19 protein-coding genes and 2 pseudogenes are annotated in these 25,316 nt (G+C 38.2%); 17 read left to right on the top strand and 4 right to left on the bottom strand.

Annotation, left to right across the window (positions count from 1 at the left end; translation table 11 throughout):
- The first annotated feature begins 30 nt into the window (after positions 1 to 30).
- From trmB to EEI45_RS06970, 10 genes are all read left to right on the top strand, one after another.
- Positions 31 to 663, top strand: coding sequence for a tRNA (guanosine(46)-N7)-methyltransferase TrmB (gene trmB / locus EEI45_RS07015; RefSeq protein WP_125164680.1), 633 nt, complete (start codon positions 31 to 33; stop codon positions 661 to 663).
- Positions 663 to 1,727: a M42 family metallopeptidase gene (locus tag EEI45_RS07010; RefSeq protein ID WP_125164679.1), complete on the top strand. Its 1,065-nt coding sequence runs from the start codon at positions 663 to 665 to the stop codon at positions 1,725 to 1,727. Before trmB ends, EEI45_RS07010 begins: the two co-directional genes overlap by 1 nt.
- Positions 1,714 to 2,418: a phospholipase D-like domain-containing protein gene (locus tag EEI45_RS07005; protein ID WP_125164678.1), complete on the top strand. Its 705-nt coding sequence runs from the start codon at positions 1,714 to 1,716 to the stop codon at positions 2,416 to 2,418. Before EEI45_RS07010 ends, EEI45_RS07005 begins: the two co-directional genes overlap by 14 nt.
- Before the next feature lie 23 nt (positions 2,419 to 2,441).
- Positions 2,442 to 3,077, top strand: a complete 636-nt coding sequence (locus EEI45_RS07000) for a hypothetical protein (protein WP_125164677.1) — start codon at positions 2,442 to 2,444, stop codon at positions 3,075 to 3,077.
- On the top strand, positions 3,067 to 4,386 hold the full coding sequence (gene murC, locus EEI45_RS06995; RefSeq protein ID WP_228410299.1) for a UDP-N-acetylmuramate--L-alanine ligase: 1,320 nt from the start codon (positions 3,067 to 3,069) through the stop codon (positions 4,384 to 4,386). Before EEI45_RS07000 ends, murC begins: the two co-directional genes overlap by 11 nt.
- Before the next feature lie 45 nt (positions 4,387 to 4,431).
- Entirely contained in the window at positions 4,432 to 4,848 is a 417-nt protein-coding gene (locus EEI45_RS06990; protein ID WP_125164675.1) for a hypothetical protein, read from the top strand.
- Positions 4,841 to 5,722 carry a hypothetical protein gene (locus tag EEI45_RS06985; RefSeq protein ID WP_125164674.1) on the top strand — a complete coding sequence of 294 codons (882 nt, stop codon included), beginning with the start codon at positions 4,841 to 4,843 and terminating at the stop codon, positions 5,720 to 5,722. The genes EEI45_RS06990 and EEI45_RS06985 overlap by 8 nt, the downstream gene beginning before the upstream one ends.
- Entirely contained in the window at positions 5,719 to 6,714 is a 996-nt protein-coding gene (locus EEI45_RS06980; protein WP_125164673.1) for a LacI family DNA-binding transcriptional regulator, read from the top strand. The genes EEI45_RS06985 and EEI45_RS06980 overlap by 4 nt, the downstream gene beginning before the upstream one ends.
- Before the next feature lie 177 nt (positions 6,715 to 6,891).
- Positions 6,892 to 11,466, top strand: coding sequence for an endo-beta-N-acetylglucosaminidase (locus tag EEI45_RS06975; protein ID WP_228410298.1), 4,575 nt, complete (start codon positions 6,892 to 6,894; stop codon positions 11,464 to 11,466).
- Positions 11,467 to 11,709: 243 nt separating this feature from the next.
- Positions 11,710 to 12,216 carry an NUDIX domain-containing protein gene (locus EEI45_RS06970; protein WP_125164672.1) on the top strand — a complete coding sequence of 169 codons (507 nt, stop codon included), beginning with the start codon at positions 11,710 to 11,712 and terminating at the stop codon, positions 12,214 to 12,216.
- Here EEI45_RS06970 and EEI45_RS06965 read toward each other — a convergent pair.
- The 4 genes and pseudogenes from EEI45_RS06965 to def all read right to left on the bottom strand — a co-directional run bounded on the left by EEI45_RS06965 (position 12,179) and on the right by def (position 15,985).
- Positions 12,179 to 12,703 carry a class I SAM-dependent methyltransferase gene (locus EEI45_RS06965; RefSeq protein ID WP_125164671.1) on the bottom strand — a complete coding sequence of 175 codons (525 nt, stop codon included), beginning with the start codon at positions 12,701 to 12,703 and terminating at the stop codon, positions 12,179 to 12,181. The genes EEI45_RS06970 and EEI45_RS06965 overlap by 38 nt on opposite strands.
- 21 nt (positions 12,704 to 12,724) lie before the next feature.
- Complete coding sequence (locus EEI45_RS06960; protein WP_125164670.1) at positions 12,725 to 13,543, bottom strand: metallophosphoesterase; 819 nt, start codon at positions 13,541 to 13,543, stop codon at positions 12,725 to 12,727.
- Positions 13,540 to 15,404 (bottom strand): annotated as a pseudogene (gene rnjA / locus EEI45_RS06955) (ribonuclease J1). Before rnjA ends, EEI45_RS06960 begins: the two are co-directional and overlap by 4 nt.
- Positions 15,405 to 15,412: 8 nt before the next feature.
- Positions 15,413 to 15,985 (bottom strand): peptide deformylase, encoded by a 573-nt coding sequence (gene def, locus EEI45_RS06950; RefSeq protein WP_125164669.1) that lies wholly within the window; start codon positions 15,983 to 15,985, stop codon positions 15,413 to 15,415.
- A gap of 173 nt (positions 15,986 to 16,158) precedes the next feature.
- Here def and EEI45_RS06945 point away from each other — a divergent pair, with 173 nt between their 5' ends.
- The 7 genes and pseudogenes from EEI45_RS06945 (at position 16,159) to EEI45_RS06915 (ending at position 25,234) form a co-directional block, all read left to right on the top strand.
- The gene (locus tag EEI45_RS06945; protein WP_125164668.1) at positions 16,159 to 17,415 is read left to right on the top strand and encodes an FtsW/RodA/SpoVE family cell cycle protein; all 1,257 of its coding nucleotides are present in this window, start codon (positions 16,159 to 16,161) and stop codon (positions 17,413 to 17,415) included.
- Positions 17,415 to 17,960 (top strand): 16S rRNA (guanine(966)-N(2))-methyltransferase RsmD, encoded by a 546-nt coding sequence (gene rsmD, locus EEI45_RS06940; RefSeq protein WP_125164667.1) that lies wholly within the window; start codon positions 17,415 to 17,417, stop codon positions 17,958 to 17,960. The genes EEI45_RS06945 and rsmD overlap by 1 nt, the downstream gene beginning before the upstream one ends.
- 103 nt (positions 17,961 to 18,063) lie before the next feature.
- Positions 18,064 to 19,095 (top strand): heat-inducible transcriptional repressor HrcA, encoded by a 1,032-nt coding sequence (gene hrcA / locus EEI45_RS06935; protein WP_125164666.1) that lies wholly within the window; start codon positions 18,064 to 18,066, stop codon positions 19,093 to 19,095.
- Positions 19,079 to 19,651: a nucleotide exchange factor GrpE gene (grpE, locus tag EEI45_RS06930; protein ID WP_125164665.1), complete on the top strand. Its 573-nt coding sequence runs from the start codon at positions 19,079 to 19,081 to the stop codon at positions 19,649 to 19,651. Before hrcA ends, grpE begins: the two co-directional genes overlap by 17 nt.
- Positions 19,652 to 19,666: 15 nt before the next feature.
- Positions 19,667 to 21,471 (top strand): annotated as a pseudogene (gene dnaK, locus EEI45_RS06925) (molecular chaperone DnaK).
- A 23-nt stretch (positions 21,472 to 21,494) separates the two neighbouring features.
- Positions 21,495 to 22,607 (top strand): molecular chaperone DnaJ, encoded by a 1,113-nt coding sequence (gene dnaJ / locus EEI45_RS06920; RefSeq protein ID WP_125164664.1) that lies wholly within the window; start codon positions 21,495 to 21,497, stop codon positions 22,605 to 22,607.
- 71 nt (positions 22,608 to 22,678) lie between these two features.
- On the top strand, positions 22,679 to 25,234 hold the full coding sequence (locus EEI45_RS06915; protein WP_125164663.1) for an ATP-dependent Clp protease ATP-binding subunit: 2,556 nt from the start codon (positions 22,679 to 22,681) through the stop codon (positions 25,232 to 25,234).
- Positions 25,235 to 25,316: the final 82 nt, after the last annotated feature.

Below are 25,316 nucleotides of genomic sequence, written 5' to 3'. Positions count from 1 at the left end.
CAATGTACATATTAAAATGAGGATGATTGCATGAGATTACGTAAAAAAGAGTGGAGCTCAGAAGTCTTTGAAACTTTTGCAGACTACACAGTAACAGAATTTGAAACAATTAAAGGAAATTGGAAGGAAGCACTCGGTAGTGAATTGCTACATTTAGAGATTGGTTCGGGGAAAGGCGATTACTGGCATCAGTTATCAGCCCTTTATCCAGATCGTGGTATTGTTGCGATGGAGCGTGATTTTACGGCTTCTTCGATTGCATTGAAAAAATTAGAAAACAATCCTGGAGATCATAAGAAGTTGATTTATGGTGACGCCGAGAATCTGAATGATATGTTTGCGCCCGGTGAAGTGGACGTGGTTCATTTAAACTTTAGTGATCCATGGCCGAAGAAGCGTCATACAAAACGTCGTTTGACGTATAAGGATAAATTGGATGAATATTATTCAGTCTTATCGGAAAACGGCGAGATTTGGATGAAAACAGACAATGTGGGTCTTTTTAACTATTCACTTGTGAGTGTTGGCCAACATAAGTTTGAACTTGTGGAGGTGGATGTTGATTTTAGAAGTCATGAACATGAAGATCCATTTACTGAATATGAACGTAAGTTCCACGAAATGGGACAACCGATTTTTAGAGCGATTTGGAGGAAAAAATAATGTTGAATGAAAAACAATTAAATTGGTTTGAGACCTTAACACAACTTGATGGAGTGAGTGGTCATGAACATCAAGTAGCTCAATATTTATTTAACGAATATTCAAACTATACGGATGAAATTCTCCGTGACAACTTAGGAAGTATTCTTGCGGTACGTCGAAGTAAGAAAAAAAATGCACCTAAAGTCTTGGTTTTAGGCCATATGGATGAGGTTGGATTTTTAGTTCGAGAAGTTACTGAGACCGGTGTATTAAAGATTCATCCTGTTGGCGGTTGGTTTAGTCAAGTGCTTTTAGGTCATCGTGTACGCGTGACAACACGTCATGGTGAGGTTTATAATGGTGCGATTGGTGCTACACCGCCTCATATGCTTTCAGCTGAGGATCGTTTAAAACCAATTCAAATTCCTCAAATGCCTGTGGATGTTGGGGCTACAACACCTGAAGAAATACATGCGATGGGTATTCAAGTTGGTGATATGGTTGTGGTTGATGGTGAATTCAATGTATTAAACAAAGGGAAACGTCTTTTGTCCAAGGCATTTGATAATCGTTATGGATGTGTAATGGGCTTGGATTTACTTGAAGCATTAAAAGACCAAGAATTGGATTATGACCTCTATGTTGGATGTAGTGTTCAAGAAGAAGTTGGGTTGCGTGGTGCACAGACGGTCGCAAACCTTGTGAAACCCGACCTTGCCATTATTCTTGATTGCTCGCCTGCAAATGATGCTTTAGATTCAAAAGCTATCGGGAAACTGGGTGGTGGTGTCTTGGGTCGTGTAATGGATGGTAATATGATTGCGACAAAAGATTTGATCTATAAATTTGTGGATATTTGTAAAGAACATGATATTAAGCACCAATATTACTTTTCACCAGGTGGGACGGATGCAGGGGCTGTACACAAATCAAATTCAGGGGTTAAAACGTTAACATGTTGCTTATGTGCACGTAATATTCATACATCCAGTTCAATTTTGGATACGGATGATTATTTAGCGGCGCGTGAAGCGTTATTACACTTTATTGATAAGAAGACATGGGGTGATGTCATTGCGTAAGTTAATGACTGCATTGGTACTGTTACTTCTTGTAAGTGGTTGTACACCAGCAGCGGTAAATTATGATGACCTTGTTAAGAGTGCATTAAGTCGACCAATGCCTGAGGCGACAAATCATAATAAAAAATACTATCGTTATTATTTATTGCCTGATGTGGGTATTAAACAATCAACACAGATTTCAACGCTTTATGAAATTGATCGTAAACCCATCATGCTTGATTTGGATGTTGCGAATATTGTAGCGAAACGATATACCGAAATTTCAGAAAATACTGAGGGAAAAGAAAAAGGCGATCAAAAAGAAGATTCTAAAATTCAATTTTCATCCTTAATCAAAGAAGAAGCGGTGTCCTACCGGACAACGGGGACTTATGTAGACGGTTCAGATAAGGAACAACATTTTATCTTTAGCATCGTTGATCTCGAAAAAAACAAAGCTGTGGTCTTAGAGAATGGTCAAGTTGATATGATGGCAATTGTGAATGATGCCAATATGGATATGATTGTGCAATCAATGTTTACGACAATGCGAAGCATTACCGTAAATGAAGATTTAGTAGTCCAAGATTTCTCAAAGAAAGATATTATTACATATCATGAGCGATATGAAGAATTCTTTGAGCATGCGATACCAGAATCTGGAGCAATCTCGGATATAATTGATAAGACAGCTCCAAAAACGGAGTAGGATAGAAAGGTAGAGGTAATATCATGTTTCGTCGTTTAGCATCAGTTTTATTTAAAGAAGAAGAAATTGTTATTGAAGAAGAAATTTCTGATCATGTTGGTGAAGTGGAAATTCCTGAGTTGAAACCAATTCTTCCCAAAGAAAAGAAAATTGTAGAAAAGCCCAAAATCGTAACAGAACATGTTGATATAACAGAAACTGTTATACGTGAAAAGCCTATTACTGATATGACTCCTGACGAGGTAGCGAATACAGCCAGTGAGTTAAACCGTAAATCACGCATGATTACGGCTGATGATGACCTTGCAAAACGTAAGATGGAGCGCGCTAAAGCAGCACGCACATCCGAATTGGAAGTCAAAAAATTTGAATACCAACGAAAAGATATTATCAGTCCTATGTACGGAGGCCCTTCACAACCTTCAGAGCCATTGGATATTCCCAAAAAGAAGTATCCATCAAAGCATGTGCCTGTTGCGGAAGTTATTAGTCCAATGTATGGAAAAGTTCAAGAAGAGTCAAAAGCAGAAACACGTAAAATTGATGAGTCCCTTATGGATTTACGTGTTGATGATATTATTTCAAATGAAGGAAAAGGAGAAACCGTTCAAGTTTCTCTGTATGATTATTTAGAAGGAATTGATGAGCATGAAGAATAAACCAATTTATTTTATTGGTATTAAAGGGACAGGTATGGCAGCATTAGCACGTATCTGTTACAAAATGGGATATGAAGTGATGGGGTCTGATATTGATCGTCATTTCTTTACAGAGGATGCACTCAGAGCGTTAAACATCCCAATCGTTCCATTCAGTAAAGACAATATTAAAGATAATACAGTCGTTATTATTGGTAATGCCTTTTTAGATGATCATGAAGAGGTTCAAGCTGCGAAAGCCAATCCAACTGTGGAGACGTATCGTTATCATGAATATCTGGGTAAGATTATGGATTCTTATCGTACCATTGCGGTAAGTGGATCCCATGGTAAAACAACGACAACGACACTTTTACGTGATATGTTGAGTTATTCCAAAGAAACTGGATATCTTATCGGTGATGGACGCGGAGATTTGCAGCGTGATGATGAATACTTTGCGGTAGAGGCATGTGAGTTTCGTCGTCATTTCTTAGCCTATAAACCTAAGATTGCGATTATGACAAATTTCGAGATTGATCATGTGGACTATTTTAAATCGGTTGATGATTATTTATCAGCGTTTAAGGAGTTTGCTCAGAATGTGGAATCGTTAATCATTGTTTGGGGTGATGATCCACATTACCAAGACCTAACATTCGATGTGGAAACGTGGTCTTATGGTTTTGGTGAAGGCAATAAAATTCGTGCAACCGAACTTGAGAAAACAACCACTCACAGCATTTTTAATGTTGAGGTGGATGGTAAGCATGTTCACCGATTTACCCTTCCAATTGTAGGCGATCATATGATTTTGGATGCACTTGCAGTGATTGCAGTGGGGCTATATGAAGGCATTGAACCCAGCGATATTGAAGCAGGTCTTCAAACCTTTACCGGTGCGAAACGCCGATTTGTCATCGAAACGGGGAAAGAGAATGTCTATATTGACGACTATGCGCATCACCCAACTGAAGTTCGTGTAACACTTGAAGCAGCACGAACACGTTATCCGGATCGTAAAATTGTTGGTATTTTTAAACCACATCGTGTAGGACGTGTGTATTATTTTGCAGATGAGTTTGCGGAAGCGCTAAGCCTTGCGGATGAGGTGTGTTTATGTCCATTCACAAGTATCGATGATGCGGAAGAAGGAATTGATATTGATATTACATACCTTCAAGATCGCATAGAAGGCAGTCATGTTGTTGATTTAAATGATCAAGATTTGGACCTGCTTGAATCCTTTGGACCAGCAGTTTATGTGTTTATGAGTTCCAAAGATATTTATGATTTAAAAGATGCATTGAAAATACGTTTCAACGATTGAAAACTTTTTCATATACAGTTATAATGACATTAGAGAGGTGATAGAATGGATGCATTAATTCAGAATTTACGTGAAGTATCAATCTTAATTGCACCAATTGTGGGTGTAGTTTGTTTAATTATATTGGCAATGATTTTGTATCGTGTTTATGTTGTTGTGAGGGATTTGCCGAAAACAATTGACCGTGTAAACGGTGTTATTGACTCGACACAAAGTTCAGTGGATCAACTTCAAGCACCTTTAAATACATTAAATAATGTCACAAATACAGTGGATTTAGTCAATCAATCAGCCGTTAGTGCTGTCAGCTCGGTCGCAAGTTATGGGGCCAAGCATTCGGATACCATTGTAAATTGGACAAAAGATTTCTTCGATAAACGTCGAAATGGCCGAAACCCAGAGAATTCGGATGTTCAAAAAGCTGGAGATGAAAAAGAGGAGGATTTTGGAATTTATGAGTAAATATGATGAAATTTTAAATGAACTTGTTTATCAAATTGATGATGTTGTTTATAACTTTTATAGTGAAAGTAATGAAATTATTGCCACTAAAAATGGTCAAGAACGTCTTTTAACGTTTAGAGATAAAACATTAAATACCATTAATGATATGAATGTCCGTTCATTGGAAATTATTGCAAGCTTTAAGGATAGTCAACTTATTCAAGAACGCGCAGAACATTTACTTGTTAAGAATAAAGATATTGTGGATTCCGCATTAGAAGTGCTTCGTGCAGCTCCAGAACGCAATGAATTCTTTGATGATCTTGGTAATCTTGCGTCGGGTATTTTTGAATCCGCAAAGACTACATTTCAAAAAGTTGAAGAATCTGAAACGTTTGACCGCTTAAAAGTAGGGGCACTATCGGGTTTAAAGAAAATGCAAAAAGGATTGGATGATCTTTCAAAACATCCAAGTGTTGTTAAAAGCACTGATATTGTAAAAGAAAAAACAAAAGAGGCTGTTGATGCTGGCGCTCAAATTGTCAAAGATACCACAAAAAACGTTACGGATTGGGTATCTGAACAAGAATTAAAGGCTAAGGCTGAAAAAGTCTCAAAAGAAGTTCATGCAGGCGCTGAAACCGTTAAAGTTAAAGTTCAAGATGGTGCAGAAAAAGTTGCTGATTTTGTTGAAGAAACCGTTGAAACAAAAGCTCAAGAATTTGAAGAAGACGCATTTAGTTTCCTGGATACGTTAGAAGAAGAACTGGATCAAGTATCTAAAGATGCTGAATCCATGATTGAATCTTCAAATATTGTGGAAGCGGCAGAAAAACAAGTTCGTGAACTCGATAAAAAATTAGATGAAGTAAAAGAGGATGAAGAAGTATGAAACGTGTAACGATTTATGATGTAGCGAAAGAAGCAGGGGTATCACTCGCTACTGTATCACGTGTAATCAATGGTCTCGAAATTGTTCGTGAAGAGACACGTGTTAAAGTAGAAACTGCAATTGATAAATTAGGATACAAACCAAATGCTATTGCCCAAGGCCTTGCTTTACAAAAAACTACGACGATTGCGTTACTCGTACCTGAAGCAAGTTTTGGCTATACCGGTCAAATCATCAATGGTTTGATTGATGTCGCAAAAATTTATAAATATAATATTATGCTCCACACAATGACCGAAGGTATTGTGGATATTAAAGATGTTATTGATGATATCATTAAATCTCGTGTGGATGGTGTAATTATCTATAATGATAAACTTATGGAAAATGAATTGGCTGAATTGAATAAATATCAATTCCCAATCGTAATTATCGGAAATAAAATGTCTGATAAACAAATTTCATCTGTTTATGTTGATATTGAAAAGGCAGTTTATGAACTGACAATGCAAAAGATGCAAATGGATCCTAAAAATCGTGTTGCGGTAATTCAAGACCGTAAAAATGATTTTACTACAAACCAAATGGTTTCTGGGGTACAACGTGCATATAAAGAATTAGGCATCGATGATGACGGATATATTGAAATTCCTGTAGAATATCGACGTTCCTATGACTATTTCTTAGACCATATTGAATCCATGGATTACAATTTCTTAATTGCAAACCGTGATTCTCAAGCGATCTCCGCAATGAATGCAGCGCATGAACGTAATATGAATATTCCTGAAGATTTAGAAATTGTATGCTTAATTGATACGAAATACAACTCAATGGTGCGTCCTCGTTTATCAAGTTTCGCAATTCCATCGTATGATCTTGGTGCCGTAGCAATGCGTGTTCTTACCAAGATGCTCAATGAAGATGAGGTTGAAGATAAAGAGATCGAACTCAGTTATCTTTACACACCACGTCAATCAACCAAAAACTAAAAGACCCTAAGGTCTTTTTTTTATACCCAAAAACATATGATTTGTGACTTGTTCAGAACTTCGATTCAAAATACCATAGTAGTGTAAGCGTTTTCCGGAAACGTATGCACACTTGAAAGGGGATATTTATGAAAAGAAATTCTAGATTTAAGTCTTATCTCAAGACAACACTTGTGGTTGTCACCAGTTTTTCGTTACTATTACCTTTTTTTTGTAATCCCATCTCACGCACTTGTAACGGGGGATGGAACGGATGAGGTGAATGAAGCATATCACGAGGGTCTATCGCTTCAACCGTTATCACCTGCATTTCGACTTGAAACATTGATGAAATGGAGTCCAGAAACTGATCCTGATGCTGCATTAAATCGATCAACCATACCGTTAAATACCAATCGTTTTAAAGGGCATCAAATTAATGATCTTGCGCATCCCGATGCAAAGATCACGAATGCGGCAATCATTAATGCAAATCATGACAGCTCACCATCAACGGGTGGTAGTGATTTTAATATTTACGCATTTGATAACTGGCAGTACATTGATTCCCTTATATACTGGGCGGGTACGGATGAAGGGATTTTTGCGTTGCCTTCACCAGATATCGTTGATGCGGCGCATAAAAATGGGGTACCGGTTTATGCTACGTTAGGATTTCATTGGGGAAGTGGTCAACCCGACTCCCTAAAAGAACTTGAAGCCATGGTCCAACAAAATCCTGACGGTTCATTCCCAGCAGCTGATAAGATGATTGAGATTGCTCAATATTTTGGCTTTGATGGCTATTTCTTTAACCAAGAGACGTATGGTTCCAACCAGCGTGTAGCAAATCAATTGAATGCAATGTTGCGTTATATGCGTCAAAAGTCAAGAGATATGGGTTACCCAATAAATATCTCGTGGGATGATGCTATGGCAAATAATGGGAACGTGAGTCATCAAAATGCCATCAATCAATATAATGATTTATGGATGAAACCGGTTGATCACGATAATGACTTTGGTGTGGATGAATTCTTTATTAACTATAACTGGCAAGGTCGTGTGCAAGGAACTTCAGACTACTTAAAATCAATCGGTCGTGATCCTTTTGCGGCTTATACCGGTTTTGAAATCCAACAACGTTCACATAAAACAAATATTGATGCACGGACTTTAATTGGTACGGATAAACGTATTTTATCATCCATTGCATTGTATGCATCCAACTCAACCATGGGGCTTGCGAAAGATCCTGAAGATTTCCATAACCAAGAAAACATCTTATATACAGGTCCACAAGGCGATCCAACTTTAGCGGATGATTCCCAAAATTGGAAGGGGATGTCACGTTATGTAGTGGATAAATCTGTAATTACCGGAACTGAATTCCAAACAAGTTTTAATTCTGGTCACGGACGTAAATGGTTTGCAGATGGTGTTTTAGCCCGTGAAGGCGCATGGCATAATCGCGCAATTCAAGATATTATGCCAACATGGCGATTCTGGGTTAAAGATCTCAAAGAAGGTGCGCCACGTGCCGCCATTGCTTACGATTTTGATGATGCGTATAATAGCGGCAATTCTTTAAAAATAGAAGGTGATTTTAAAGCAGGGGACGCCAATGAAGTGATGTTATATAGTACCAAATTAAATGTAACCGATACGACAAAAATTGATATCGTTACCAAAACAACTCCGAATACATCATTAAAATTAGGGGTATCTTTTGATGAAAACTATAAAGACCATAATGCAACACATTTTACGCTTGCATCCGATGAAAACGGATGGGTACGCCATACGATTGACTTAGCGGATTATAGTGGTTCTGTTATGTATGCATTAAGTTTAAACGTTGGAGCTAATCAAACGGGACCGATTAAAGTGAATCTCGGTCAAATTCAGGTCTATACAAACACCGCACCGCTTCTAGCAGGTCCATCCAATATTGTTGTTACAGAACAATTACTTTCGGATGCACGTATGGGCCAATTTAGAGCGACATGGGACACGGTAGAGGGGGCCAAGTACTATGAAGTCTATCAAGTTAATAATGACGGTGTACCCGTATTATTAGGAACCAGTACAAATAACCATTTCTATGCGGATAAGATCACCCGAAGTGATGGGAATGCATTTGAAGACAATCATACAACCATTCAAATTAAAACAATTAATAAAGAGGGGTATCGTGGTGAACCAAGTGTAGGTCGTTTTGATTGGGGTGTCGATTTAAACCGAAGTGAAGTGGTTGAGATGGAAGTTCCGGTCAATGTAGCATTAAATGCGGAAGTTACTGGTGTCAGTCACCAAAACGATGCGGAACCAGCGTCAAAAGCACTGGATGGAACCGCACAAGGAAACAGTAAATGGGCGTCATCACCTAAGAGCAGCGGTTATATGGATATTAAACTTGATGCTGCACGCACGATTAAACGTTGGCGTGTTGAACATGCTGAGTATGGAGGTGAAGCGAAAGACATCAATACGATTAACTTCTCGCTACATTATAAAAATGAACAGGGAAATTGGGTCCTAGCAAAAGAAATACGAAACAATCGTGAAGCGGTGACGGATGTCTTGTTGGATCAACCGATTACGGCTCAGGAATGGAAATTAAAAATCGACTTAGCGGGATCATCGCCATGGCAAGCCGTTCGAATTTATGAATGGCAGATGTTTGAAACAGATTCCTTCCCAAAACCGAATAATCTACTGCTTAGTCAAGTAGAAGCAAAACCACAATCAAATGGGATTGGATCCTTAACATTTAAACATGTTCCTGAAAAAACAACGATTCATCTCTACCGCAAACTTGAGGATACAAAACCGGTTCAATCTATTCGAAATGAGAAAAAAGGAACGGTTGCACTTAAAGAATTTAATTTTAAGGAATACGATGGTTTAATTTATTACATCATTCAACCCGATTTTTCAGAGGAGAGTTTTAAAAACAGTATTGCCTTTGAGATTCCAACTGAAACCAAGGCCTTGACCTCAATTCACATTACAAGTGATGTAGGGGCAGCTGTGACAGTACCGTTTATGATTAAAAATAGTGTTGGTGAAACGGTATTTGAGGGGATAAGTGGTGCAGATCATCTACAAACGGAATTGCTACTGGGACAATACACACTGACACTCAAATCATTACCGAAAGGATATCCGGATAATGTCCGTGAGTATGCTTTTGATGTGAAAGGTGATGTGGCTCTTGATGAAGTCCTTATCACACTGGTTCAATCGAAATCATATCAAGAACTGGTTACACAGCTCAAAGCATATCAAGCGCTTGATCGTAAAATCTATACTGAAGCATCCCTTCAGCTTGTGGATGCCGTGATCAATGAAGCACAATCACTGATTGATCAAGAAAGTAGCCAAGAAAGCGATTATCAAATGATGGTTACCACGTTGACTGATGCAATTAAACAACTCGAAAAAATTCAAAATATTGAGTATGTGAAACTTCAAGAACGTCTGCATGAAATCGAAGCGATGAATCGAAGTGTCTATACGGAAGACTCTTTAGCTAAACTTGATGCGGTCTACGAAGAAGCTAAAGCGTTGGTTTCAGGTAATGAAGGAACCGAAAAAGACTATGAGTCAATGCATGAACGACTCCATGAAGCACTGGAACAGCTCGTGTTAAAATTAGACACAAAAGCACTTGATGCTCTCATTGAAGAAGCAGCATCCATTGATATCAAGCTTTACACAGACGCGAGCATCGCTACACTTAAAGATGTGCTGGAACATGTTAAAGCATCACGAAATGATGTAGACAGTCAAGAGGCGATAGATGCATTGGTACAAACGCTACAGGAGGCCATGGATGGCTTAAAACGTATCCGCAATACAGAATACCTCGAGGAATTGATTCAAGAAGCGGATGCAGTTGATCTAAATCTCTATACAGAATCCAGCCTCATTCGTCTTCATGATGCACATAAACACGCGCGTACGATTGCGGCATTAGAATTATCAACGCAACAAGATATTGACGATGCAGCTGAAAACTTAAAACACGCCTTGTCACTGCTTGAGCGAATTGATAACCCTCAAGATTGGGAAGCCGTTGATGAACTCATGGAAGTCCTTGATGAACTTGAGTCAAACCGTTATGACGCGTCATCCTTTAAAGCCCTGCATGAATCCATTGAAACTGTGAAAGCAATGCGTGGGAACCATGATCTCCCCCAAGATGAGATTGATGCACTTGTGGATAAACTTCAAGATGCAATCTTAAACTTAAAACCAATTAAGCTTGATGAAGCATTGATTCAGCGATTGGAACAACAAATCGAAGAGGCGCGCAATCTTGATGAATCAAAGTATACTGAAGCAAGTTTCTCAAAATTTGAAAATGCACTTCAAGAGGCAAATGCAATCTTGAATCGAATTCAAGGGCGTCAATTTAGAAGCATTGCAATACCCAAACCTGTTTCACCAGAAGAGTTGAATCAGGCGGTGGAAAATCTCGAAAATGCAAGGAATTCACTTGAACTGAAAGATGTAGTGGTAGAACCTCAAGAACCAGAGGAAAAGCCAGAAGAGAAGCCAGAAGTGAAACCGGAGGAAAAACCAGAAGTGAAACCGGAGCAAGATACAAACCAAGTGGACTCCGTAGATGGCACTTCCAAACTGGAAAATAATGAAGTCACCGCGACTTCGACACTTCCTAAAACAGGAGTTTCAAATGCTAACCTTTACAATGGCATTATTCTATTAGGGTTGGTAATTGCATTAAAACGACGTCATAATGATTAATTGAAGAGAGGGGAAACCTCTTTCGTTACGTTACTCGATACTTGTTACTTTGTTATCAAAGTAAATCTTAATAAAATTTAATTTTGGTTATATCCTTGACAATAAATGACCAAGAGCGTATTATTCTACATGGTCAGTGATGACCGGTTGGACACCAAATATTCTTTACCCCCAAGATATTTGTGTGATTCAACAACTTCATTGAAAGGCGCAGCGTCTTTTTCTATTACAAGGAGGTTTCAAATGATCGTTAAATATCTCGAGGATGATCAATTTAAAGAGGCTAATATCTGTCATGTTCGTAATACCGTTCGTTGTTTTGTCATGAATGAATTGGGACAGTGTGCGATGATTTTGATTAAAGGCCAGGATTTATTTGGTAAACGAAATCACTACGAATCACCCGGTGGTGGCATTGAAGTTGGTGAGTCGATGGTTCAAGCGGTTCATCGCGAAATTCATGAGGAACTGGGATATGAAGTTGATTCAATTTCATATCTCGCAAGTATTGTGGACGTCTATAATTTATTAAATCGCACAACGGTGCATAATTATTTTGTCTGTTACATTACAAAAATGACGCATTCAGCTCGAACGCGTCTTGAAGAACAGTTATTTGACGATGTTATTTGGTGTTTCCCTGAAATGTGGCTTGAAACACTCAATCAGCCTCAAGAAGGGGTTAATGAGCTGGTTCATGCACGAGAGCGGGTTATGATGCGTTATTTCTTAGATCAACAAGAAATGTAATGGGACTAAGCGGTGTTTCATATTCTAAGGTCTCATAAGGCAAGTGGGTTGAGACGATATAATCACGAACAGCCACATACTCTTCATAACCGCCTTCATGTTTTAAATAACAAGCGATAACTAAAAAATCAGTCAGCAAAGGTATAATAATTTTGAGGGAAGCGACCGTCGTATGTGATGTTGTGATGATCGACTTATCGCTTCGAGGCAAGTATCCAAGATTGTAGATAGCACCTGTAAAGGGTGCTTTTTCTTTGAAATTGACACGACTGTGATCGGAATGAATATAGGTTATATTCGTGGATCCTTGATTCAGTTTTTTTGCACTTTCGATCGCTTCTTCTTGAATATCAATTGCATATACATGACCTGCTTGTGACGCAAGAAATTGTGTATCATAGCCATTACCACAGGTCATATCAACAACAACAGCGTCATTGTTGAGGAATTGTTGCATCCATTTATGAGATTGTTCTTTATGATTCATAATACCTCCAAAAAAAAAGCCCTATGCTTCTGGGCTTTTTAAAATAACAATCATTACATCAGGATTTGATAAAAGGCGCATTTCAGGTTCTTTTAAACCAATTCCTGAAGAGATGATGAGGGTTGTTTCATCAACCGTTTGACGTTTATTAATATAATCTGAGGACTCGGTAATCGATCCAATGAGTGGTAAACGAATGTAACCACCCATGGTTTTTCCAGAGAGCATCAGATCGACTTCAGTATCATCGAACTCTTTAATATTATCCGGATTATTGGCAATGGTAATGTTGAAGATGTCTTCGGATGTTGAAGGGTAAGGGAACTCAGTTTCTTTGTTGATGTCATTGTTTGCATCGATTCCAACGAGTTGAATCGATTCATTGGTAAAGTTATGAACATCAATTTTAGTATTTGAAATAAGTTTGAATCCACTTTTCGTTAACACAGCCTGTGTTACTTCGTTTGCTTTACGGATATCATTTTCACCCAATACCGCATACTTACCAAGTTTCGCATTCAACTTACTTAGTTTTTCAATCATTTCAGTTTGTTCTTTTTCTGACGGTGCTGCTTTAAATAGATTACCACCAAAAATAATCATATCTGGCTTAAACGAATCAAGTTCTTTTAAGGCCTTATCGAGATTATCATCATGACTGTACACATCGGATAAAAATCCAATCGAAAGATTGTTAAAGGATGCAGGAATGCGTGTTGATTCCACCATTTCAATACGCAACTTAACACGCTGGGGTGCAAAATGTGTCATTTCTAAATAGATTAGAGATGACGTAATTGCGATTAACCCCAGTAAAACCGCTAACTTTTTTTTACTCATGCTTTACGCGGTTGTTGAGGTTTTGGTACTTTTGGTGATTTTGGTTTTTTAGCATCCTTTTGTTGTTTCGGTTCGTGATTGGGTTTGTTGTTATTTTTTTTCTGTTTTTTTACAGGTTTCGCTTCTTGAGTCGTGTTTTCTTTTTTTGATTCACCTTTAACCGGTGCCATTGCTGTTTTTTGATTTAAGATTACAGGAATAACAAGTGGGTTACGTTGTGTATGTTTGTATAAGAATGGCTCAAGCGAACCACGGATTGTGTTTTTGATTTCCCCGAAGGTAACTTTTTTTGTCATGCGTTTTTTTAACGCTTCATAGACAACAAGCTCAGCTTCTTTGAGTAATGTTTGATTTTCTTTAATAAATACAAATCCACGTGTCACAATCGTTGGTTTACATAAAATTTTATTTTGACGTGAATCGATGGTAACAACGACTGAAACAAGACCGCTGTCGGATAAAATCTTACGATCTTTAAGAACAGCTGTGGATAAACCGCTGGAATCATTGCCATCAACATAAATATCGTCTGCTTGAATACGTGTATCGCTCATAAACGCAACACCGTCACGAAGGGCAACGACATCACCATTTGAACAAATAAAGATGTTATCTGGATCAACACCCGTTTCGATTGCTGTTTGACGGTGTGCTTTTAGCATCTTGTATTCACCGTGCATTGGCATAAAGAATTTTGGTTTGATTAATTGAAGCATCAGTGTTTGTTCTTCTTTGAAGCATGACCTGTTGTATGAATTGAATTTAGAGGTGAGTTCGTGAGAACATTTGCCCCTGCACGTGTCAATTGGTTTACAACATGGGAAACACTGGTAGCATTTCCAGGAATTGGGCTTGAAGAAAATACAACAGTATCGCCAGGCATAATGCTGATTTGACGGTGTGTTCCATTCGCAATACGGCTTAGAGCAGCGAGTGGTTCACCTTGGCTTCCTGTACAAATAATACAGGCTTGATCTGCAGGTAATTTGTTTAATTGATGCGCATTAACGAAATGTTTATCAGCAGCATCGATATGTCCAAGTTTACGAGCAATATTTACAACGTTATCCATGGAACGACCAAAGATTGCAATTTTGCGGCCATCCGCAATAGCTGCTTCAATAATTTGTTGAACGCGATAAACATTTGAGGCAAACGTTGCGATAATGATGCGTCCTTCCGTTTTATTGAAAATGCGTTTAATTTCGCGACCAACTTCTTTTTCACTGATGGAAAATCCGCTAACTTCCGCATTAGTTGAGTCACTCATCAATAAGGTCACACCAATCTCGCCCATATATGACATGATTTGGTAATCAGGATTATTTCCAACCGGTGTTAAATCAAATTTGAAATCGCCAGTTGAAACAATACGACCATTTGGCGTATTTACAAGAACACCAAGAGCATCTGGGATTGAGTGAACGACATTAAAGAATCCAATAACAAAATGTTTTGTTTTAATGGTAGATTTTGAATCAATTTCTTGAATCTTATGTTTTGTTCGTATTTTACGTTCTTCAAGCTTGCGCTCAATTTGTGCTTTCGCAAATTGAGGTGCATAGATTTGAGGAACATTAACTTTTTGGAGTAAGAAAGGAATTCCACCGATGTGGTCTTCATGGCCGTGTGTAATCACAAGCGCTTTGACTTTCTTTTGATTGCGAATTAAGTGAGCATAGTCTTGAATGACATAATCAACACCCAATAAGTTTTCTTCGGGGAACATTACCCCACAATCAATAATGATAATTTCATCATCATGTTCAATACAGTACATATTTTTACCGACTTCGCCCAAGCCACCTAAAGCATAGACTAGGGTATCGGTTTTTCTTAATTTCATATTTTTTTCGTCCATATAATCTCCTATTCTATGATTTTAAGTCCTTTTTCAGCCATCCATGGGTCCTTTGAATCAATGTGATCGTAAAAAAGCACACCATTTAAATGATCAATTTCATGTTGTAAAACAATTGCTAAGATGTCTTTTGCGACAATCTCAATACGTTGGTCTGTAATCATATCGTACGCTAAAACTTTGATGCGTTGACTACGACGTACGAGGCCAGGATAATCTTTCCGAATGGATAAGCACCCTTCACCATAACTGAGCGCACATTGTTTTACTGAGTGAGAAACAATCTTAGGATTCACTAAGGCATATTCAACGGTTTTGACATTGCCATGCTTATCTTCAAGATCAACAACAAGGGCTGTCATTTGTTTCGCAACACCAATTTGAGGTGCGGCAATGCCATTTGCTGGTTGCAAATTATACTTTTCAGCAAGTTCAGGATCCCTTGAATCACGAACATATTGCAACATGTTTTCAAGTGTATTACGGTCTTCTTCCGAAAAAGGAAAAGACACCGGTTCGCATTTTTGACGCAGAACTGGGTTTGGATCTAGGACAATTGTGTCCATATTTATATCGTGCATTTAAAATTCCTCTATTCCATGATAAAAATAAATAATATACACTACATATATTATAATATTTAAGTATGAATTATATGTGGGTCTATTCAAACTCTTTAAGCATAGTTTATCGTATTTTACTCTTTTGAAAGGCTTTCGCTTATTTTTCATTATATCTATGATAGAATAAAGCCATGAACAAAAGAAAAATATCACTTAAAATGCCAATGGGCTATAACCGCCCAATTCATGCAGCAGCGTTAATATTAAATATCTTTGGGGTCCTTATGGTTATCTCCGGAAGTATGACATCAGGAAGTACAGCCAAGTCATTAGTCTTAGTCGCAGTTAAGGAGCTTGTTTTTGTAATTGTATCCTATATTATGATGGTTATGGTTGCGCGGCGATTTTCGCTTAATTATTTTCGAAAGAATTACGCCAAAATATTACTCTTAATGGTGGGTCTTTTGGGGATTACGCTCGTTTTCCCGGCCATTAATGGTGCAAAAGCTTGGATTAATCTTAAAATTATGACCATTCAGCCCAGTGAGTTTGCAAAGATTTTCGGAATTTTAACCATTGCGACGTTTCTCGCAGATCGAAATAAACGGACGAAGGCAAGCACATTTGATTTAGTAAAGAAGCCGTTCTTTATTATTCTTGCGATTTTCCTTTTTGTTGTGAAAGCACAGCATGACCTTGGGTCGGCGGTTGTTATTCTTGGAATTGCTTATATCTGTGTATTAATTCCATCTCATGATAAACTAACGCGATTACAAAAGTGGATGTTCATCCTAGCAGGTGTGGGAATTGTTGGACTGATCTTTTTAGATTCCTCATTTGGTATTAGTCTTATTGAAAAATTAAATATCCCACCTTATATGATTGGTCGTTTTAAAACGTCCTCAAATCCATTCTTGGACCGCTATGGTAGTGGCTACCAAATCTTTAATGGAATGGTTGCAATGTTTAAAGGTGGAATGTTTGGGATGGGTTATGGAAATAGTCTTATCAAATATGGGTATCTTCCTGAAGCGCATACTGACTTTATTCTCGCTGTCACAATCGAAGAATTAGGCATGATTGGATTCTCAATTATTGTAATTGGATATGGTACGATGTTGTATCAACTCGTTAAGTATTCGTTCAAAGTGAAACAAGAATCGGATAAAGTTATCTTAATGGGTACTGTTGCTTATATTATGATTCACTTTATCTTTAATATCGGAGGTATTACCGCGTTGATTCCGTTAACTGGAGTACCACTTCTGTTTATCTCTAAAGGGGGATCCAGTCGTATGGCGATTATGTTGGCGATCGGGTTAACACAAAATGTCATTTCACGTTATGAAATGGGAATTATTAATATCAAACGTAAAGATCAATTACGCATAAAACAAGAAGAAATGAAACGCAAAGAGAATTTGAAACGCTTAACAGAGGTAGTGTAATGAGAGTTGTAGCAGGAACATTTGGTTCGCGACCAATTAAGACGTTAAAGGGAGATACAACGCGCCCGACGACCGATAAAGTTCGCGCAGCAATTTTTAATCGGATTGGGCCATTTTTTAATGAAGGAAAAATGTTAGATGTCTTTGGGGGATCGGGAGCTATGGCTCTTGAATCAATCAGTCGAGGCATCGAACATGCAGTTGTTTTTGAGAAAGATGTGCGTGCTTATAACGTTATTCGAGATAACATCAAGACTTTTGATCTTGAAGGATGTGTCCAACTTAAAAAAGGCGACTCAATGAAATTATTGGAGACGGTATCTGGATTTTTCGAGTTTGTTTTCCTTGACCCTCCATATCGATACGAACATACCCTTGAAATTATCAAAATCATTATTAAGCGTAGTTTGGTTGCAGAGGATGGCTTAATAATTTGTGAGACGGATAAGAACTATGATTTGCCGGATGTGATTGACGGGTTTTATCTAGACTGCGTTAAGGAGTATGGTATAAGTAAAGTACGATACTACAAAAAGGACAATTAGGTCCTTTTTTATTTTTTTAGCACTTAAAGGTTGACAGTGCTAAACTCGTGGTGTAGAATAATACTAGACACAAAGAATAGAGTGTTTAGGAGGCGAGAATAATATGTTGACGCCACGCAAAATAGAGATATTTAAGGCGATTGTTAAAGAGTTTATTAACACTGCTGAACCAGTGGGTTCGAAGACGTTAATCGATAAATATAACTTATCATACTCGTCTGCGACAATACGAAATGAGATGTCAGATTTAGAAAAAATAGGACTACTGGAAAAGACACATACGTCCAGTGGACGCATTCCTTCAACAAAAGGGTATCGATTCTATGTAGAACACCTCATGGATGAAGAAGAGAATTACGGGATTGAAACCGCGATTGCTCAAATTTTCTCCGATCGACGACTCGGTATTGATGAAGCGATTCGACAAAGCTGTGATATTTTATCACAGATGACGAATCTAACCACGGTTGTATTAGGTCCCAGTGCGATGAATGAAACACTGAAAAGTGTTCAATTAATTCCATTGAGCGAATTTAATGCAATGGCCGTGTTCGTTACAGAGTCAGGGCATGCAGAGCATCGAATTTTTAATTTTGATAGTAAAGTCGATGTGAATGACCTTGAGGCGTGTACTTCAATATTAAATGAACGATTAAAAGGTACAGCACTTTCAGAAGTTGTTGATAAGATGGAAAGTTTAAGACCAATTTTATCAAGACGAATTGAAAAATATGAGGTACTCTTTGAAGCGTTTGTAGGAGCATTTATTAAATTTGCTCAAGACGAAGTCTATTTAAGCGGTGAACGAAATATGTTATACCAGCCAGAATTCTCAAACATAGAGAAACTTCGTGAAATGATGGATATGCTCGAAAACAGTGAAATGTGGCGTAACTTATCCACAGGACAAAATCACTTGAGTCTTAAAAAAGGCGATCAAAGTGAAATTGTTTGGGTTGATGATATGGCCGTTGTATCCAGTTCGTTTAATTTACTCGATAATCATGAGCATAAGTTGATGATTGTGGGACCAAGTCGAATGGAATACAGTCGCGTTGTCTCGTTGATGGATTATGTTTCGGAGATGATCGAAACGGTGTATGGGAAAGGTGGCAATGATGAGCAAGACGAATAAAACCGCTGAAGAATTGCATGAAGAAGTTCAAGATGAAACAGTACTTGAATCAACAAACAGCGAAGAAATTGAAACTTCAGACTCAGTAAATGATACTTCTGAAAATGATGAAGCAATTGATGAGAATGAAGCCTTACGAAAAGAAATTGAAACGTTAAAAAACGACTATTTTAAAATGTTAGCAGATACAGAAAATTTAAAAAAACGTCTGCAACGCGAGCATGATCAACTGCGTAAATACCGTATTCAAGGATTTGCAGCAGATGTGTTGCCTGTGTTAGATAATTTGGAACGTGCATTAAAACAAGAAACAACTGATGAGGCTTTACGAGATGGTGTACAAATGATTTACGATCAGTTAATGGCATCGCTTAAAGCAGAAGGTGTTGAACCGATTAATGCATTGAACCAACCCTTTGATCCAAATATTCATCAAGCAATGATGACAGGGGAAAAAGAAGGTGTTGAATCCAATATAGTTATTGAAGAATTCCAAAAAGGATATATGTTAAAAGATCGCATTCTACGTGCGAGTCTTGTAAAAGTGAGTCAATAGGAGGATATATATATTATGAGTAAAGTTATTGGTATTGATTTAGGAACAACAAACTCAGCTGTTTCCGTAATGGACGGTGGAGAAGCAAAAGTAATTACAAACCCAGAAGGAAATCGTACAACACCTTCTGTAGTCAGCTTTAAAAATGGTGAGCGTATTGTTGGGGATGCAGCGAAACGTCAAGTTGTAACAAACCCTAACTCCGCAGTATCAGTTAAACGTTTAATTGGTACAGGCGAAAAAGTTACACTTGAAGGAAAAGAGTATACACCAGAAGAAATCTCAGCAATGATCTTAGGCTATATGAAGAGCTATGCAGAAGATTATCTTGGTGAAAAAGTTACAAAGGCTGTAATTACCGTACCTGCATACTTTAATGACGCACAACGTCAAGCAACAAAAGATGCTGGGAAGATTGCAGGTTTAGAAGTAGAACGTATTATTAACGAACCAACTGCGGCTGCGCTTGCATTTGGAATCGATAAAACAGATAAAGATGAAGAAAAAGTATTAGTATTTGACCTTGGTGGTGGTACCTTCGACGTTTCCATTCTTGAATTAGCAGATGGTACATTTGAAGTATTATCAACTGCTGGAGATAACAAATTAGGTGGAGATGACTTTGACCACATCGTTGTTGATTATTTAGTCGATATTTTCAAAAAAGAAAATGGTATTGATTTATCATCCGACAAAATGGCTATGCAACGTCTAAAAGAAGCAGCAGAAAAAGCGAAGAAAGATTTATCTTCAACTGTAAATGCTTCAATTTCATTACCATTTATCTCAGCAGGCGAAAATGGTCCATTACACTTGGAAACAACATTATCACGTGCTAAGTTTGAAGAAATGACAAAGAGCCTTGTTGAACGTACAATGGTTCCAGTTCGTCAAGCACTAAAAGATGCTGGACTTACTAAAAATGATATTCATCAAGTATTGCTTGTTGGTGGATCAACACGTATTCCAGCTGTGGTTGAAGCTGTTAAAAATGAATTAGGAAAAGAACCAAATAAATCTGTTAACCCTGATGAAGTTGTTGCAATGGGTGCCGCAATTCAAGGTGGTGTTATTTCAGGAGATGTTAAAGATGTGTTACTTCTTGACGTTACACCATTATCATTAGGTATTGAAACAATGGGTGGTGTGATGACCGTTCTTATTGAACGTAATACAACAATCCCAACATCAAAATCACAAGTATTCTCAACAGCAGCAGATAATCAACCCGCTGTAGACATTAACGTCTTACAAGGGGAACGTCCAATGGCTAAAGACAATAAATCACTTGGTTTATTTAAATTAGATGGTATTGCTCCTGCAAAACGAGGTATTCCTCAAATTGAAGTTACATTCGATATTGACGTAAATGGTATCGTAAACGTTTCAGCAATGGATAAGGGAACAAACAAAAAACAATCCATTACAATTTCAAACAGCTCAGGATTAAGTGATGAAGAAATCGAACGCATGGTTCGAGAAGCTGAAGAAAATGCTTCCGAAGATTTACGATTAAAAGAAGAAGCAGAGCTTAAAAACCGTGCAGAACAATTCATTCATCAAATTGATGAGTCCTTAGCAAGTGAAGATTCACCTGTGGATGATGCTCAAAAAGAAGAAGTTACAAAATTACGTGATGAATTGCAAACAGCAATGGATAACAATGATTTTGAAACATTAAAAGAAAACTTGATCAATTAGAACAAGCAGCTCAAGCAATGTCACAAGCAATGTATGAACAACAAGCAGGTCAAGCTGAAGCAGATGCTTCGTCAAGTGATGAAACAGTTGTTGACGCTGAATTTGAAGAAAAAAACTAGTTTAAAAACTTTCGGAGGTAGATATGGCAGATAAAAGAGATTTTTATGAAATACTTGGAGTAAGTAAATCTGCCACAGATGCAGAAATTAAGAAAGCCTATCGCCAGTTAGCGAAGAAGTACCATCCTGATATTAACAAAGAGGATGGTGCTGAAGCTAAATTTAAAGAAGTCCAAGAAGCCTATGAAGTCCTTAGTGATTCTCAAAAACGTGCGAACTATGATCAGTTTGGCCATGCTGCCTTTGATCAAGGAGCCGGCGGGTTTGGAGGCGGCTTTAGCGGTGGATTTGATGATTTCGGTGATATCTTTAGTTCATTCTTCGGCGGCGGAGGCGGAGGCCAACGTCGTAATCCTAATGGACCTATGAAGGGTCAAGATCGCTTTATGAGTATGCGAATTGACTTTATGGAGGCTGTGTTTGGTGCCAACAAATCCGTGACTTTAAATGTCGATGAAGAATGTACATCGTGTCATGGTTCGGGTGCACACAGCAAAGATGATATCAAGACATGTTCACGTTGTGGTGGAACGGGGCAAACGGTAACGCAACAACGTACACCTTTTGGTGTGTTCCAATCTCAAGCAACATGTCCAGACTGTGGTGGTACTGGTAAAACAATTACAAAACGATGTGGCGAGTGTCATGGTAAAGGATATAATACAAAGCGTGTCGAAGTGGATATTAAAATTCCTGCGGGCATCGTTACCGGACAACAATTACGTGTTTCTGGTAAGGGTGAGCGCGGCGCCAATGGTGGACCAAACGGCGATCTCTTTATCGAGATTGTAGTTGGAACACATAAGCACTTCAGACGTGAGGGGAATGACATCTATATTAACATTCCTTTATCAGTAATCGATGCCACATTGGGTACGGAGATTGAAGTACCAACTGTGCATGGTGATGTTAAATTAACAATACCTGCAGGTACACAACCTAATACTAAATTTAGACTTCGTGAAAAAGGGGTTAAAGACCTTCGATCAGGACGTATGGGAGACCAATATGTTGAAGTTAAATTAGAAGTTCCAACTAAATTATCACGTCAACAACGTGAACATTTAGAAGCGTTAAAAGAAACAGAAGTAAAAGGTGATAGTGTCTTTGACCGCTTTAAAAAAGCGTTCAAGTGACACACGTCACTTTTCTTTAAATTAAATATTAGCACTCTAAGTAGTTAATTGCTAAAATGGAGGTGAATTGCATGAACTACGAAAATTTAACTGAAAAAGCTCAAGCAGCTTTAATGGAAGCTGTGAACTATGCGACACAAATGCAACACAGTGCCGTGTCGTCAGCCCACTTGATGAAAGCACTTTTGAATTCAGGTGATCTCGATTTAATTTTGGAAGAGACAGGAACGAATAAGTCGGAACTTCTTCAATCTGCCGATGAACGGTTGGATAAACTTCCAAAGGTGCAAGGTGCGCAATTGACTATGGACCAAGAAATCACAGATGTTTTTGCGAAAGCTCAAGCATGGTCAACGAAACAAGGGGATACCTATATTTCCCTATTTGCCCTTTTTCTGGGAATTTTGGAAGCTGTAAGTGCATATCGTAATCTTGTAGATACCCGCACAATCGAGGCTTCAATTCTCAGTCATCGGTCCGGAAGAGTCATGGATTCACCCCAAGCTGAAAATCAAATTGATGCCTTGTTAAAATACGGACGTGATTTGGTGAAGGATGTTCGTGATGGTAAGATTGACCCTATTATCGGGCGTGATGATGAGATTCGAAGAGTAATCCAAATTCTATCACGTAAAACCAAAAACAACCCAATTCTAATTGGAGAACCGGGTGTTGGTAAGACTGCGATTGCTGAAGGACTTGCATGGCGTATTATGCGTGGTGATGTGCCTTTTAGCTTGAAAAACAAACAACTCATCGAGTTGGATATGGGCTCTTTGATTGCCGGCGCAAAATACCGCGGTGAATTTGAGGAGCGATTGAAGGCGGTTCTCGAAGAAGTAGAACAAGCAGATGGAAACATCATTCTATTTATTGATGAAATTCATAATCTTGTAGGTGCAGGTAAAACAGAAGGATCTATGGATGCCGCAAACTTATTAAAACCGATGTTAGCCCGTGGTGAACTCCACCTAATTGGTGCGACAACGTATAATGAGTACCGCCAACACATTGAAAAGGATGCCGCACTTGAACGTCGTTTCCAACGTGTATCTGTAAATGAACCTTCAGTAGATGACACCATTTCCATATTAAGAGGTCTTAAAGATCGCTTTGAATCGCATCATGGTGTTAAAATTTTGGATGAATCCATTGTAGCGGCTGCGAAATTATCGGATCGATATATTACAGATCGCTTCTTGCCGGATAAAGCCATCGACTTGATTGATGAAGCATGTGCTTCCATTCGCGTCGAAATGGAATCGATGCCAGAAGAATTGGATGAATTAACACGGAAAATACGCCAACTTGAAATTGAAGAAGCTGCCCTAAAAAAAGAAACTGATGCGAGGACGCTTGAACGTCGTGATGAGATTGTAGAAGAACTCAGCAACCTCAAAGAGACCTATCAAGATCTTTATGCACGATGGGAAAAAGAAAAAGCACAAGTTGATGGGGTTAAAGATGCGAAAGAGGCTTTAGAACGTGCACGTTTAGACTTTGAGAAAGCACAAAATGAAGCGCGTTATGAAGAAGCTGCACGTCTACAATACGAAACCATTCCTGCCCTTGAAAGTCAAATTCAAGAAAGCAATGATAACGAAAATTCTGGAAGCATGATTCAAGAAGTAGTTGATGAAGCGTTGATTGCTGAAATCGTATCGCGTTGGACGCAAATTGATATCACAAAACTTGTAGCTTCCGAGCGTGAAAAACTCTTGAACCTTAAACATGAGTTGGAAATGTATGTTAAAGGACAAGATGAAGCCCTTCAAACAGTTACAGATGCAATTCTTCGCTCGAAGGCACAAATACAAGATGAGAATAGACCTTTAGGTTCATTTATGTTCTTGGGTCCAACAGGTGTTGGGAAGACAGAAGTTGCTCGTGTTTTAGCCCAACAGCTTTTCGACGATAAAAACCGAATTATTCGTATCGATATGAGCGAGTATATGGAAAAACACAGCGTATCAAGACTTATCGGTGCCCCTCCTGGATATGTTGGTTACGAACAAGGTGGCCAATTGACGGAACAAGTACGTCGTCATCCGTATTCAATCGTGCTTTTGGATGAGATTGAAAAAGCACATCCGGATGTGTTTAATGTACTCCTTCAAATTCTTGACGATGGACACATTACGGATAGTAAAGGGGTAATGGTTGATTTTAAAAATACAATCATCATTATGACCTCGAATCTTGGAAGTCAGTTTGCTTTTGAATCGGATCAAGCAAGTAGAGACAAACAATACATGCAAGCGGTCCAAGCACATTTTAAACCTGAGTTTATCAATCGTATTGATGAAATCATTGTCTTTAATGCCCTAAACGATGCGGTGCTTCATGATGTTGCTCGTAAGTTCATTGATGAGCTTGCGGTCCGTATTGGAAGACGTAACCTTAAATTAAGTGTTACAGACAAGGCAATTGATTTAATTGTTGCGGAAGGTAGCGATGTAACCTATGGTGCACGACCAATGAAGCGTTTTATACAACGTGAAATTGAAACCAAAATTGCATACCTTCTTATTGAAAAGGATGTGGAAGATAACAGCATCCTTGAAATTGATGCACATGATCATGAATTTGAAATTCATATTCTTGGGCCTCATAAAAGCTTAAATTAAAAAGAGCCACCTCGGTGGAGTAGTAAACTAAAAGTAGACAAGTAAAAAAGACTTGTCTACTTTTTTTGTGTAATAATAAAAT

The organism is Erysipelothrix piscisicarius, from assembly GCF_003931795.1.
Lineage (GTDB): Bacteria > Bacillota_I > Bacilli_A > Erysipelotrichales > Erysipelotrichaceae > Erysipelothrix > Erysipelothrix piscisicarius.
The sequence above is the reverse complement of the archived record's forward strand: the minus strand, read 5'-3'. Positions and strand labels throughout refer to the sequence as shown.